The 14,240-nt window shown below is 70.9% G+C and carries 12 protein-coding genes; 10 read left to right on the forward strand and 2 right to left on the reverse strand.

The genetic code is table 11. The features are described from left to right. Positions 1-104 precede the first annotated feature (104 nt). The 4 genes from ABZ192_RS03540 to ABZ192_RS03555 all read left to right on the forward strand — a co-directional run bounded on the left by ABZ192_RS03540 (position 105) and on the right by ABZ192_RS03555 (position 5,154). Positions 105-1,991 (forward strand): ABC transporter ATP-binding protein, encoded by a 1,887-nt coding sequence (locus ABZ192_RS03540; protein WP_356922967.1) that lies wholly within the window; start codon positions 105-107, stop codon positions 1,989-1,991. A gap of 102 nt (positions 1,992-2,093) precedes the next feature. Next, positions 2,094-2,600, forward strand: coding sequence for a hypothetical protein (locus tag ABZ192_RS03545; protein ID WP_356922841.1), 507 nt, complete (start codon positions 2,094-2,096; stop codon positions 2,598-2,600). A 155-nt stretch (positions 2,601-2,755) separates the two neighbouring features. Further along, complete coding sequence (locus ABZ192_RS03550; protein ID WP_356922842.1) at positions 2,756-4,384, forward strand: sensor histidine kinase; 1,629 nt, start codon at positions 2,756-2,758, stop codon at positions 4,382-4,384. 50 nt (positions 4,385-4,434) lie between these two features. Then, positions 4,435-5,154: a response regulator gene (locus tag ABZ192_RS03555; RefSeq protein ID WP_356922968.1), complete on the forward strand. Its 720-nt coding sequence runs from the start codon at positions 4,435-4,437 to the stop codon at positions 5,152-5,154. Positions 5,155-5,162: 8 nt separating this feature from the next. Here ABZ192_RS03555 and ABZ192_RS03560 read toward each other — a convergent pair whose 3' ends face one another. Next, on the reverse strand, positions 5,163-5,396 hold the full coding sequence (locus ABZ192_RS03560) for a hypothetical protein (RefSeq protein WP_356922843.1): 234 nt from the start codon (positions 5,394-5,396) through the stop codon (positions 5,163-5,165). 128 nt (positions 5,397-5,524) lie between these two features. Continuing rightward, positions 5,525-6,472, reverse strand: coding sequence for a methionyl-tRNA formyltransferase (locus ABZ192_RS03565; RefSeq protein ID WP_356922844.1), 948 nt, complete (start codon positions 6,470-6,472; stop codon positions 5,525-5,527). A gap of 210 nt (positions 6,473-6,682) precedes the next feature. Between ABZ192_RS03565 and ABZ192_RS03570 the strand changes: the two genes are divergently transcribed. From ABZ192_RS03570 to ABZ192_RS03595, 6 genes are all read left to right on the forward strand, one after another. Beyond that, positions 6,683-8,038, forward strand: coding sequence for a lysine N(6)-hydroxylase/L-ornithine N(5)-oxygenase family protein (locus tag ABZ192_RS03570; protein ID WP_356922845.1), 1,356 nt, complete (start codon positions 6,683-6,685; stop codon positions 8,036-8,038). A 114-nt stretch (positions 8,039-8,152) separates the two neighbouring features. Then, positions 8,153-9,211: an iron ABC transporter permease gene (locus ABZ192_RS03575; RefSeq protein WP_356922846.1), complete on the forward strand. Its 1,059-nt coding sequence runs from the start codon at positions 8,153-8,155 to the stop codon at positions 9,209-9,211. A 23-nt stretch (positions 9,212-9,234) separates the two neighbouring features. Then, positions 9,235-10,296 (forward strand): iron chelate uptake ABC transporter family permease subunit, encoded by a 1,062-nt coding sequence (locus ABZ192_RS03580; RefSeq protein WP_356922847.1) that lies wholly within the window; start codon positions 9,235-9,237, stop codon positions 10,294-10,296. A gap of 38 nt (positions 10,297-10,334) precedes the next feature. Continuing rightward, entirely contained in the window at positions 10,335-11,174 is an 840-nt protein-coding gene (locus ABZ192_RS03585; RefSeq protein ID WP_356922848.1) for an ABC transporter ATP-binding protein, read from the forward strand. Positions 11,175-11,289: 115 nt separating this feature from the next. Further along, positions 11,290-12,348 (forward strand): iron-siderophore ABC transporter substrate-binding protein, encoded by a 1,059-nt coding sequence (locus ABZ192_RS03590; protein WP_356922849.1) that lies wholly within the window; start codon positions 11,290-11,292, stop codon positions 12,346-12,348. Positions 12,349-12,394: 46 nt separating this feature from the next. Then, positions 12,395-14,182, forward strand: coding sequence for an ABC transporter ATP-binding protein (locus ABZ192_RS03595; protein ID WP_356922850.1), 1,788 nt, complete (start codon positions 12,395-12,397; stop codon positions 14,180-14,182). Positions 14,183-14,240: the final 58 nt, after the last annotated feature.

Raw genomic sequence — 14,240 nt, forward strand, 5'->3', positions numbered from 1 at the left:
GGATCGGGAAGAGGGGGATCGGGCCGATTGTGCGGGATGTCGGGGCGATGTGCGAGCGCCTTGACCTCAAGATTGCTTGAGGTTCTACGTTCTCTGTCATGAGTATGGAGACCACAGCGTGGACACAACTGCACAGCGTCATGAACGCCCAGGAGGAACACCGCCCCTTCGCCCTCGCCACCCTGCGCCGCATCGGAGCGTTCGCCCGCCCGCACCGGCGCCGTATCGCCCTGTTCGTCCTGCTCGGCGTAGGCACCGCCCTGCTCGCCGTGGCGACACCCGTCCTGGCCGGGAGTGTCGTCGACGCGATCGTCTCGGACGGCACGGAGGGCACCGTCGTACGTCTGTCCCTGCTCATCGCGCTGATCGCGGTGGCGGAGGCGGCGCTCGGCATCCTCGGCCGGAGGCTGTCGGCGACGCTCGGCGAGCACCTCATCCTCGATCTGCGGACCGCCGTCTTCGACCATGTGCAGCGCATGCCCGTGGCGTTCTTCACACGCACTCGTACGGGCGCCCTGGTCTCCCGACTCAACAACGACGTCATCGGCGCCCAGCGCGCGTTCAGCAACACCCTGTCCGGAGTGGTCAGCAACCTCGTCACGCTGTTGCTCACCCTCGCGGTGATGCTCACGCTGTCCTGGCAGATCACCCTGCTCGCGCTGGTGCTGCTGCCGGTGTTCGTGATCCCGGCCCGGCGCATGGGCAGCCGGATGGCCCGTATGCAGCGGGAGGCCGCGACGCTCAACGCGGCCATGGGCACCCGCATGACCGAGCGCTTCTCCGCACCCGGCGCCACCCTGGTCAAGCTCTTCGGGCGCCCCGAGGAGGAGTCGGCGGAGTTCGCCGAACGCGCCCGCCGGGTCGCGGACATCGGCGTCCGGACGGCGACCGCCCAGGCCGCGTTCATCACCGCCCTCACCCTGGTCTCCGCGCTCGCCCTGGCCCTGGTCTACGGTCTCGGCGGCACCCTCGCCCTGCGCGGCACGCTGGAGCCCGGCGCGGTCGTGTCGCTGGCGCTGCTCCTCACCCGGCTGTACGCGCCGCTGACCGCGCTCGCCGGGGCGCGGGTGGAGGTGATGAGCGCCCTCGTCAGCTTCGAGCGGGTCTTCGAGGTGCTCGACCTGAAGCCGCTCATCGAGGAGAAGCCGGACGCGCGCCGGGTGCCCGACGGGCCCGTGGCGGTCGAGTTCGACCGGGTCCGCTTCGGCTACCCTGCCGCCGACAAGGTCTCCCTGGCCTCCCTGGAGGAGGTCGCCACACTCGACAAGCGCGGCGGTGACGAGGTCCTGCACGGCATCTCCTTTCGCGCCGAGCCGGGGCAGACCGTGGCGCTCGTCGGCTCCTCCGGCGCGGGCAAGTCGACCGTCGCGGGGCTGCTGCCGCGCCTGTACGACGTCGACGAGGGCGCCGTACGCGTCGGCGGTGTCGACGTCCGCGACCTGAGCGCGCGCTCCCTGCGGGAGACCCTCGGCATGGTCACCCAGGACGGGCACCTCTTCCACGACACCGTCCGCGCCAACTTGCTCCTGGCCCGCCCCACGGCCACGGAGAGCGACCTGTGGGACGCCCTGCGCCGGGCCCGCCTCGACGACCTCGTACGGTCGCTGCCCGACGGTCTCGACACGGTGGTCGGCGAACGCGGTTACCGCCTCTCCGGCGGCGAACGCCAGCGCATGACCATCGCCCGGCTGCTGCTGGCCCGGCAGCGCGTCGTCATCCTCGACGAGGCCACCGCCCACCTCGACAACACCTCCGAGGCCGCCGTCCAGGAGGCACTCGCCGAAGCCCTCGAAGGCAGGACGGCGGTCGTGATCGCCCACCGGCTCTCCACGATCCGGACAGCCGACCAGATCCTGGTCGTCGAGGCCGGCCGGATCGTGGAACGCGGCACGCACGAGGAACTCCTGGCGGCCGGGGAGCGGTACGCGGAGCTGTACCGGACCCAGTTCGGCGGGGCGGAGGGCACGGTCGTGGAGGAGGCCGCCGCGTAACCGGCCCGACCTCGGTGAACGGCTCCGGGCGCGCGTTCGTACCCCTGACGAGTACTCCTGCCCGCCCGCCAGGGCGGGACGGTCCGCATCCGGAGAGACGACGTGTCCCAGCAGCAACCGCACGCACGATCCAGCCGCCGTCCCCTGTCCCGCGCCCTGCGGCTGCGCGCCGCCGCGCCGGCCGCCGCGCTGGTGATGCTCCCCCTGGTCACCGCCTGCGGCGGCGGTGACGACGACAAGCCTGCCGCCGGCGGCAGGACGGCGACCCCGAGCGGGTCCGCCGCTCCCGCCGCCGGTGTCGTCGCGCCGGCGAAGGTGGAGGTGATCGCCGGTCTGACCGGCTGCAAGGTGAAGATCCGCACCGAGGCGGACGAACTGCGCGAGGGCGTCTGCCACACGAAGAAGGGCGACTACCTCATCACCACCTTCCCCGAGGAGAAGCTCAAGGAGACGTGGCTGGAGTCGGCCAGCGTCTACGGGGGCAAGTACCTCGTCGGCATGCGCTGGGTGGTCAGCGCCAAGCCGGAGATGCTGGAGCCCCTCCGCGCGAAACTCGGCGGCACCGTCAGGGAGTTGCGGGGCATCGGCCCGAGCGCGAGCGCCTCCTGACGTCCCGCTGCCCGAGCCGGAACCAGCCGTCGGCTCGGGCAGCGGTCCGGGACCTCTCCTGACACCTCACTTCCGGTTTTGCCTGGCCGGGGTCATGATTGTGCGACTCGGCACATGAGCCGCTCCACCTGTGTCGGCATCGAAGTGAGTTCCCTGTGGTCGCCACCTTTCGTCGCCATTCGCTCGCGGGCGAGATGCTGGTGCTCCAGCTCGCCATCGTCGTGATGGTGCTGCTGGCGGTCGCCGCCGTCTCGCTCGCCCAGTCGCAGGCCACCTTCAACCGGGTCGAGGGACGCCGGGTGAGCGCGCTGGCCGAACAGCTGGCCGCCAACCCCCTGGTGCGCAGCCAGCTGGTGCGTCCCGCGCCCGGGGAGACGCTCGCCCCGCTGGTGCTCGCCACGCAGGCGCAGTCCGGAGTGACCTCGGTGACGGTGGCCGACGCCTCGGGCCGGATCGTCAGCTCGACGAACCCGACGGCGGTCGGCGAGCGGCTGCCCGCCGAGCCGGGCGCCGACCGGGCGCGGGGCTGGTCGGGGCAGCTGACGCTGGACGGCAGCCGTGAACTGGCCGCCCAGGTCCCCGTCCTCGGGGCGACGGAGGAGAACCTCGGCCGGATCCTCGGCACGGTGATGATCGGCGAGGCCGATCCGACCGTCTGGCAGCGGCTCAGCGGCGCCTCCTCGTATCTGCTCGCCTATCTGGGCATCGCCAGCGGGCTCGGCGTGGCCGGCTCCTGGCTGCTCGCGCGGCGGGTGAAGCGGCAGACCCTCGGGCTGGAGCCGGGGGAGATCGCGGGACTCGCCGAGCACCGGGAGGCGATGCTGTACGGGATCGCCGAGGGCGTGGTCGCCCTGGACCCGCAGCACCGGCTCACCCTCGTCAACGACATGGGCCGCCGCCTGCTCGACCTGCCCGAGGACTGCGTCGGCCAGAGCCTGGACGGCCTGGGCATCGACGGACGGCTGCGCGACGTGCTGGCCGGCAACGCCGCGGGCCGGCGGGACGAGGTCGTCGTCCGCCACGGCCGGGTCCTGGTGATGAACCGGATGACCGTCACCAAGGACGGCCGGCTCCTCGGCTCGGTCACCACCCTGCGCGACCGCACCGAACTGGCCCGCCTGGAGCGGGAGATCGGCTCCTTCCGCAGCTCCTCGGAGCTGCTGCGGGCGCAGGCGCACGAGTTCGCCAACCAGCTGCACACCATCTCCGGGCTGATCCAGATCGGCGAGCAGGACGAAGTCGTGCGCTACATCCGCGCGCTGAACCAGCACCGCCAGTCCCTGGACGTCACCCTCAGCCGCCGCGTCCGGGACACCGCGGTGGCCGCGCTGCTGATGGCGAAGGCGTCCCTCGCGGCCGAACGGAAGGTCAGCCTGCGCATCTCGGACGACACCGCGCTGGAGCGGCTGGCCCCGGAGGACGCCGCCGACGTGGCGACCGTGGTGGGCAACCTCGTGGACAACGCCGTCGACGCCGCGGCCCACGCCGGGGAACGGTGGGTCGAGGTGGCGCTGCGGCAGGACGCCTCCAGCGTGGAGATCGCGGTCCGCGACTCGGGGCCGGGCGTGGCCCCCGAACTGGCCCGCGAGGTGTTCTCCCACGGCTTCACCACCAAGGCCGCGCGGGAGGGCGAGCGCGGCATCGGACTGGCCCTGACCAAGCTGGTCTGCGAACGGCACGGGGGAGAGATCTCGGTGGCCAACACCCCCGACGGGGCCGTGTTCACCGCACGCATGACCGTCAGCCACCTCCCCGAAGCGGTGGCGGAAGGAGCGGCCCCATGACCGGACCGGGCGACATGACCAGACTGGGCGACATGATCAGATCAGGCGACATGGCCGGAGGGGGCGACCCGGCCGGAACAGGCGCCAAGGCGGGCACGATCGACGTCCTCGTGGTCGACGACGACTTCATGGTGGCCCGGGTGCACCGCGCGTACGTCGAACGCGTCGAGCCGTTCCGGGTCGTCGGCGTGGCGCACACCGGCGGACAGGCGATCGAGGCCGTGGACGAACTGCGCCCCGACCTCGTCCTGCTCGACCTGTATCTCCCCGACCTCTTCGGCCTCGACGTCATCCCCCGGCTGCGCACCGCGGGCCACGACTGCGACGTCATGGTCATCAGCGCCGCGCAGGAGACCGACACGGTCCGCGGCGCCGTCCGGCAGGGCGTCGTCGACTACCTCCTGAAACCCTTCGACTTCGAGGATCTGCGCCCCCGCCTGGAGCGCTACGCCGCCCAGCGGGGCAGGCTGCTCACGGCGGTGGTGCGAGGCCAGGCCGACATCGACCGGGTGCTGGCCGGTGCCGGCGTGCCCGCACCGGCCCCCGCGCTGCCCAAGGGCATGAGCGTGGAGACCGCCGAGCTCGTCGAGCGGGCCCTGCGCGAGGCGGACGGCACCCTGTCCGCCTCCGAGTGCGCCGCGCTGACCGGCGTGTCCCGGGTGAGCGCCCGCCGCTACTTGGAGTACTTCCACGGCACCGGCAGCGCGGAGGTGTCCCTGCGCTACGGCGTCGCCGGCCGGCCCGAACGGCGGTACGCCTGGCGGGCGTGATCCCCTGACTACGGCGGGCCGTCGGTCTTCGGCGTCGTGACGCCCGGCTTCTCCGCCGCGTCCTCCGCGATCCGCACGGTGTACACGCCGGGGCTCTGGTCATGCCACTGCACGGGGCCCGGTTCGAGGGCCGTCGCGACGGTCAGGGGAAGCACCACGGCCCCGGTGAGGGCCAGGACCCAGCCGAGGACGGGGCTCAGGAACGCGGCGGCGGTCCGGTGGTACGTGTCGTGGTAGGCCAACTGTCGTCCCGGTGGTTCGACTCGACGTCATGTACTGCCCCCAGGGGCTCACTGTCGCAGCCGCCGCCCGCCAACGGAATCTTGAAACTTGAAGTCTCACGGAGTTGCACAGAAATTTCACAGTGGACTCAGGGTTGGTTGGTCAAGTAGCCGCCCATGGCGGTGAAGTACTCGGTCGCGGGCAGCTCCCGGCCGTCCTCGGTCCGGACCCGCGTGATGGCCAGGCCGTGGTTGCGGCCGGTGCGGGCGTCGGCTCCGGCGACGATCACCACGCCCTCGCCCTCGCGGTAGAAGATGCGGCCGGGCGTGCCGCCGTACCGGCCCTCGGAGACGACGGCGGCCAGCACCTCCAGCCGCTTGCCCTTGTGGAAGGTGAAGGCGCTGGGGTACGGCTCGGACTGGGCGCGGACCAGCCGCTCCAGGTCCTCGGCCGGCCAGGTCCAGTCGATGCGGCTGTCCTCGATGGACCGCTTGTGGAAGAAGCTGGCCCGGGAGCGGTCCTGCTTGGTGAACTCCGTCTGGCCCGAGGCGATGAGGTCGAGCGCGCCGATGGTGACCGGGGCGATGAGGTCGACGGTCTTGTGGAACAGGTCGGTCGCCGTGTCGGCCGGCCCGACCGCCACCGCCTCCTGCCGCACGATGTCGCCCGCGTCGAGTTCGTCGTTCATCATGTGCGCGGTGACGCCCACTTCGGGCTCGCCGTTGATCAGCGCCCAGATCAGCGGCGAGAAGCCGGCGTACTTCGGCAGCAGCGAGTCGTGCACGTTCAGCGTGCCGCGGCGCGGCAGGTCGAAGATGCGCGGCGGAATCCACGTACGCCAGTTGTTGGCCACGATGATGTCCGGGTCGGCCTCCTTGAGGCGCCCGAACAGCTCGTCGTCGTCAGGGCGGTTGCGGATCACGACCGGTACGCCGTTCTCCTCGGCGAGGTCGGCGACCGAGTCGCTCCAGATCTTCTCGTAGGCGTGCTCGCTCTTGGGGTGCGTCACGACCAGGACCACGTCGTGCTCGGAGTCCAGGAGGGCTTGGAGGGTGCGGTGGCCCCAGGTCTGGTAACCGAACATGACGACCCGCATGGGGTTCCTCCTCTGAGCAGGGAATGGCCGTGGCCAGTAAAGCAAGGCTTACCTAAGTGGTCAACGGGGCCGTTTTGCGGGCGTGTTGACGATCGGGCGGTCGGTACGTGTCCCTTTTGTCTATAGACAGCCCTACGCGATGAGCTTAGCCTTACCTAAGTTTTGGGTGGGCCTCTTTCGGCGTGCCCGACTTCGTACGATGGGAGTGACATGGCACAGGCTCGTCCTGGCGACGCCCCTTTGATCCACGACCTCATTGGCATCGGCTTCGGGCCGTCCAACGTGGCCATGGCGATCGCGCTCAGCGAGCACAACGCAAGCGCCGCCGGGGGAGAGGCGGTCTCCGCGCACTTCTTCGAGCAGCAGCCGCGCTTCGGCTGGCACCGAGGCATGCTCATCGACGACGCGACCATGCAGGTGTCCTTCCTCAAGGACCTGGTGACGCTCCGGAACCCGGCCAGCGAGTACAGCTTCCTGTGCTACCTCAAGAGCAAGGGACGGCTGATCGACTTCATCAACCACAAGAACCTCTTCCCGCTGCGGGTGGAGTTCCACGACTACTTCGAGTGGGCCGCGGGCCAGGTCGACGACATGGTCTCCTACGGCCACGAGGTCGTCGGCGTCATGCCCGTCCTGCGCGACGGCGTTGTGGAGTACCTGGATGTGACGGTCCGTTCGGGGGAGGGCCTGGAGGTCCACCGGGCCCGCAACCTCGTCCTCGGCACCGGCCTGCGTCCCCTCATGCCGGAGGGCGTGGAGCGCAGCGACCGCGTCTGGCACAACTCCGAACTGCTGGGCCGCGTCGACGCGTTGGAGGGCACCACGCCGTCCCGGTTCGTCGTCGTGGGCGCGGGGCAGAGTGCCGCCGAGAACGTCGCCTACCTGCACCGGCGTTTCCCCGGGGCCGAGGTCTGCGCCGTCTTCTCCCGCTACGGCTACAGCCCCGCCGACGACAGCGCCTTCGCCAACCGGATCTTCGACCCCGAGGCCGTCGACGAGTTCTTCGCGGCGCCGAAGGACGTCAAACGCCGGCTGATGGACTACCACGGCAACACCAACTACTCCGTGGTGGACATCGATCTGATCGACGACCTGTACCGGCAGATGTACCAGGAGAAGGTCCTCGGCACCGAGCGCCTGCGCTTCCTCAACGTCTCCCGGCTCACCGGTGTCACGGAGACGCCGGACAAGGTCACGGCCGCGGTCACCTCCCTCGTCACCGGCGAGGAGACCTTCCTGGACGCCGACGTCGTGGTCTTCGCCACCGGCTACAGCCCCGCCGACCCCGTCGGTCTGCTCGGCGAGGTGGCCGACCGCTGCCTGCGTGACGACGAGGGCCGGGTCCGTGTCGAGCGCGACTACCGCATCGCCACGGAGCCGGACCTGCACTGCGGCATCTACCTCCAGGGCGGCACCGAGCACACGCACGGCATCACCTCGTCCCTGCTGTCCAACACCGCCATCAGGGTCGGCGAGATCCTCGACTCGCTCCTCGACCGGGGCCGCAAGCCCGTCTCCGACGCGGCCCGGACGGTCGCCGACGGAACGGGCACGACGGCGCGTTAGCTCCGCTGGTGAGGCTGTATCGCGTCTGCGGGCCGCATGTGGCTGGGCGCGCCGTTCCCCGCGCCCCTGGGGGCGCTGCCGTTCTCGTTGATCAAAGGGATAACGTACGTCGACATGGGCACGATCGCAGTGGAGCGCCCCGCGTCCGAGGTCACAACTCGGGCCCGTCGGCGGCGAGTTGTGGGACTCGGCGCGCTGGTGCTGGTCCTCGTGGCCGCGGGGGCGGTGTCGTTGGCCGTCGGGGCGCGCGCGCTGAGCCCCGGCGAGGTGTGGCACGCGTTGTTCGCGGCGCCGGAGTCCGATCAGCGGCTCACCGAGATCAGGCTCATCGTCGAGACCGTGCGGGTGCCTCGGACGGTGCTCGCGATCGTGGCGGGCGTCGCCCTCGGGGTCGGCGGGGCGCTGATCCAGGGGTACACGCGCAACCCGATCGCCGACACCGGCCTGCTGGGCGTGAACTCCGGTGCCTCGTTCGCCGTGGTGACGGTGATCGCCGTGTTCGGGCTCTCCGACCCGTTCCAGTACCTCTGGTTCGCCTTCCTGGGGGCGGCGGTCTCCGGTGTCGTGGTGTTCGGGCTTGCGAGCATCGGCCGGGGCGCCGGGAACCCGCTGACGCTCGCCCTGGCCGGGCAGGGCGTCACGGTGTTCCTCGCGGCGATGACCACGGCGATCGCCCTGTCGGACCAGAAGTCGCTGAACGCCCTGCGGTTCTGGAACGCGGGCTCCGTGGCGGGCGTGGGATTCGGCGTCATCTGGCCGGTGACCGGGTTCATCGCGGCCGGACTGGTGCTGGCCCTGATCACGCTGCCCGCCCTCAACCTGCTCAACCTGGGTGACGACGTGGCGCGCGGGCTCGGGGTGAACATCGCGCTGAGCCGGACCATCGGCATCACCGCCATCACCCTGCTGGCCGGAGCCGCGACCGCCGCCTGCGGGCCCATTGCGTTCCTCGGGCTCATGGTGGCCCACGTGGCCCGGTACCTGACCGGGCCCGACTACCGCTGGCTGGTGCCGTACGCGGGACTGCTCGGCGCGATCGTGCTCCTGGTCTGCGACATCGCGGGCCGCCTGGTGGTGCGGCCGAGCGAGCTGGACGCGGGTGTCGTCGTCGCCCTGCTGGGCGCCCCGTTCTTCGCGGCCCTGGTGTGGCGCGGAAAGTTCAAGAGCACATGAACAGGACAGGCGTGAAGCCGCGCATGAACAGGACAGACGTGAAGCCGTCGGTGACGCCGGGCGTGCGGCTCGGCCGGGTGTCGTTCGTGTGGCGGCCGTGGATCGTGTGCGTCTCGCTGCTGCTCGCGGCGGCGACGTTCCTGGTGTTCTGTCTGTCCATCGGCGTCGGAGACTTCCCCATCGGACTGCCCCAGGTGATCGCCACACTCCTCGGCCGGGGCGAGCGGGTCGACGAGTTCGTCATCATGGACCTGCGGATGCCGCGGGCCCTGGCCGGGCTCGTCGTGGGCATCGCGCTGGGGGTGTCCGGAGCGCTCACGCAGTCCATCGCCCGCAACCCGCTGGCCAGTCCGGACGTCCTCGGGATCACGAACGGCGCCAGCGCGGTCGCGGTGTTCCTGGTGACGGTGTCGGGCGGGACGGCGGCGGCGGTCGTCAACTCCGTGGGCCTGTCGGCGGCGGCCCTCATGGGCGGTCTGGGCACGGGCCTGCTGGTGTACTTCCTCGCCTGGCGGCGCGGCATCGACGGCCTGCGGCTCATCCTCATCGGCATCTCGGTGAGCGCCGTGATGGAGGCCCTCACGACCTGGCTGCTGGTCTCGGCCGACATCAGGGACGTCGCCCAGGCCCAGGCATGGCTGGTGGGCTCGCTGGACGACCGGTCGTGGGACGAGGTCCAGGTGGCCCTGTGGGGCACGCTCGCCCTCCTGGTCGTCGTGACGGGCGCCGCGTTCCAGTTCAAGCCGATGCACCTCGGTGACGACGTCGCCGCGGGCCTGGGCGTCCGTTACTCGGCGGTGCGGGCGGTCCTCCTGCTGTGCGCGGTGCTGCTGGCCGGCGTGGCGGTGAGCGCGGCGGGCCCGGTCCCGTTCGTGGCGCTGGTGGCTCCGCAGGTGGCGATGCGTCTGGCGCGCTGCCCGACGCCGCCCATGGTGGCCTCCGCGCTGGTCGGCGCGTTGCTGCTGACCGGCTCGGACCTGGTCGCCCGCACGGCACTGCCCATCAGTCTCCCGGTCGGCGTGGTCACCGCGGCGATCGGCGGCCCCTTCCTCGTCTATCTGCTGGTACGGGCGAACCGCAGATAGCTGGTACAAAGTCAGGCGAGCCTAAGTAAGGGGGCCTTGTGGTCACTCAGTCCGTCACCGGGGTCGAGTCGAAGTCCGATCAGGCCTCACGGCTGGCAGCCAGGGGCGTCACGGTCGGGTACGGCGCCCGGACCGTCATCGACGATCTCGACGTGGCGATACCCCCCGGCGTGATCACCACCATCATCGGTCCCAACGGGTGCGGGAAGTCGACCCTGTTGCGGACCCTGTCCCGGTTGCTCAAGCCGTCCAAGGGGACGGTCGTGCTGGACGGCGACGACATCGCCCGGCTCAGGACGCGGGACGTGGCGAGGAAACTCGGCCTGCTGCCGCAGGCGCCGGTCGCGCCCGAGGGGCTGACGGTGGCCGACCTCGTCGCCAGGGGCCGCCATCCGCACCAGAGCTGGCTGCGGCAGTGGTCCTCGGACGACGCCGACGTCGTTGAGCGCGCGCTGGCCATGACCGGCGTGTCCGATCTGGCCGACCGCCCGGTCGACGCGCTGTCCGGCGGACAGCGGCAGCGCGTCTGGATCTCGATGACCCTGGCCCAGGGCACCGATCTGCTGCTGCTGGACGAGCCGACCACCTATCTCGACCTGGCGCACGCGATGGACGTGCTCGATCTGGTCGACGATCTGCACGAATCGGGATGCACCGTGGTGATGGTGCTGCACGACCTCAACCTGGCCGCGCGCTACAGCGACAACCTCATCGTGATGCGGGAGGGATCGATCCTGGCGCAGGGGCATCCCCGTGACGTGCTGACCGCCGAGCTGCTGCAAGAGGCGTTCGGACTGCGTGCCAAGATCATCGAGGATCCGGTGGGGGATCGGCCGCTCATCGTCCCGATCGGTCGCACGCACGTTCAACTCGACTAGTTCGCCAGAAAGTTACGCAAGTAAGGCTAGGCTTACCTTACTGGCTTGCGGTACGGTTTGCCTGCCCTTACCCGGGGGCGTACTGGACAGTGCGAAAAAGCAAGGGGATTGACGGATGCTCCTCCACAGAACGACGCGCAGGAAGCCATGGCGGCGGGTCGCGGCACTGCTCTCCGTCGCCACGCTCGGCGTCGGCCTCCTCGCGGGGTGCGGTTCCGAATCGGACTCGGCGGACAAGGGCGGCGACAGCACCTCGACCGCCGCGGCCGGCGCCTTCCCGGTCACCGTGGAGCACGCGTTCGGCACCACGAAGGTCACCGAGGCCCCGAAGCGGGTCGTCACGGTCGGCTACACCGACGACCAGAGCGTCCTGGCGTTCGGCATCAAGCCGGTCGGCATGACCGACCAGTACCCGAACCCGGCGGGCAAGAGCCCCGACATCAACACCCAGTGGCCCTGGGTGAAGGACAAGTGGGGTGACACCAAGCCCGAGGTCATCATGAAGAACGGTGACACCGGCCCCAACTACGAGAAGATCGCCGCCCTGCGCCCCGACCTGATCATCGCGGTCTACTCCGAGATCGACCAGGCCGGCTACGACAAGCTCTCCAGGATCGCGCCGACGGTGGCCCGCACCAAGGCCGAGAAGGAGCCGTTCAGCGCCCCCTGGCAGGACAACGCCCTGCACATCGCCAAGGCACTCGGCAAGGCCGAGGAGGGCGAGAAGATGGTGCAGGACATCCAGGGCAAGCTGGACGCGGCCAAGAAGGCGCACCCCGACTTCGCGAAGCAGAAGGCCGTCGTACTGTCCTGGTACGAGAACTCGGTGGCGCCGTTCACCTCCACCGATGTGCGCGGCCGGCTCGTGACGGGCATCGGCTTCCAGTACCAGACCGAGATCGACAAGGTCGCCGACGGCAGCTTCTACACCAAGCTCTCGCCCGAGCGCGTCGACCTGGTCGACGTCGACCGCATCTTCGTCATCAACGACAAGGCCGACACGGCCGCCCTGAAGAAGTTCAAGCTGTTCGCCAACCTCGACGCCGTGAAGAAGGGCAACGTGTCCTACCTGCTGGACAGCGAGGGCCCGGCGGTCGGCGCGGCCATCTCCCAGGGCACCCTGCTGTCCATGCCGTACGCCGTCGACGAGCTCGTGAAGTCGGCGGCCGAGTAGCGATGCCGGTCACCCTGTCCTGTCCCCTGCCCGCCCGGGTCGCGGTGTGAGCGCGACCGCCACCCGCCCCGCCCCGGCGACGCTGCACACGGCGACCGGGCGCGAGGCGTCCCGATGGGTCGCGGCGCACTGCCGCGAGGTGCCCTGGCTGTCGGCGGCCACCGTGCTCACCACGGTGGCCGGCGCGGCGCTCCAGGTGCTGCCGGTCCTGCTGCTCGGCCGGGTGGTCGACGGCGTGGTCGAGGGCGAGTCGCGCTCGGTCCTGGTCACCATCGGGGTGTTGATCGGGGCCGCCGCGCTGCTCGGCGCGGCGGCCACCGCGGTGTCGACCTACCTGATCGGCCGGCTGGGTGCCGACCTGCTCGCGCGGCTGCGGGAAGGAGCCGTCCGGGCGGTGCTGGGGATGCCGAGCGCCCGCATCGAACAGGTCGGCCGGGGAGACGTGCTCTCCCGGGTCGGCGACGACGTGGCCGTCATCTCCAAGGGCATCCGAACGGCCATCCCCACCGTGTTCTCGGCCGGAGTACTGGTCGCCATCGCCACGTTCGGCATGTTCGGCCTGGACTGGCGGCTCGGACTGGCGGGCGCCGGCGCGCTGCCCGCGTACGCGCTGGCCCTGCGCTGGTACCTCCCCCGCTCCGCGCCGCTCTACCGCAAGCAGCGCGTGGCCCAGGCCGACCGCGCACAGGCGTTGATCAGCGGTCTGAACGGGATCGACACGGTCCGCGCGTACCGGCTGGAGGGCGCCTTCCGCGAGAAGGTCACCAGCGAGTCCTGGCGCGTGCGCGACCTCGGTATCGAGGTGTTCCGGTTCTTCGGCCGGTTCGTCGGCCGGGAGAACCGCGCCGAGTTCATCGGGCTGGTCCTGATCATCGTGGTGGGGTACGCCCTGCTGGAGGCCGATGCCGCCACCCTCGGCGAGGTGTCGGCGGCTCCGCTGCTGTTCCACCGGCTGTTCGGCCCGCTGGGCCTCATCATGTTCACCTTCGACGAGGCACAGAAGTCGGGCGCGAGTCTGACCCGGCTGGTCGGTGTGCTGGGGGAGGCCGGTGAGGGCCGGCTGGTGGGTGACCCGGCCGTCGCGCCGGCGGACGCCGAGCCGTTGCCGGTGACGGTGCGGCGACTGACGTTCCGTTACCCCGGAGCCGAGGAACCGGTGCTGAGGGACGTCGATCTGACGATCCCGGCCGGGGGTTCGCTCGCGCTGGTGGGCGCGACGGGTGCGGGCAAGACGACCCTGGCCGCGCTGATCGCGGGCATCGGCACGCCCGACGCCGGGTCGGTACGCATCGGCGCGACCGACCTGGCGGGTCTGGACGAGGCCGCGGCGCGGGCCCTGGTGAGCATCCTGACGCAGGAGACGCATGTGTTCTCCGGCCCGCTCGCCGACGACCTGCGGCTGTCCGCGCCCGGGGCGACCGACGCCGAACTGACGGACGCACTGCGCACGGTGGGCGCCGACGCCTGGGTCCAGGCGCTGCCCGACGGGCTGAACACCAGGGTCGGCGAGGGCGGTGAGCGCCTCGACGTCACCAAGGTCGCCCAGATCGCCCTGGCCCGGCTGGTGCTGGCCCGCTCGCCCGTGGTGGTGCTCGACGAGTCCACCGCGGAGGCCGGCAGTGAGGGCGCCGCCGAGCTGGAACGCGCGGTCGTGGCCGCGTGCGCGGGCCGGACCACCCTGTTCGTGGCGCACCGGCTGACCCAGGCGATGGCGGCGGACCGGATCGCCGTGCTGGACGCGGGCCGCGTCGTCGAGCAGGGCACACACGACGAGTTGGTGGCTCTCGGCGGCCGGTACGCCCGGCTGTGGCAGGCATGGCGCGAGGGTAGTTAGGCAGGCCCGAGTCGGGCTGGGCTTGATTTCTGGTTTCCTTGAAAGGGTGCTGAGTCTT

This window comes from Streptomyces sp. NPDC006235 (genome assembly GCF_040613735.1).
In the GTDB taxonomy this organism is placed as follows: domain Bacteria; phylum Actinomycetota; class Actinomycetes; order Streptomycetales; family Streptomycetaceae; genus Streptomyces.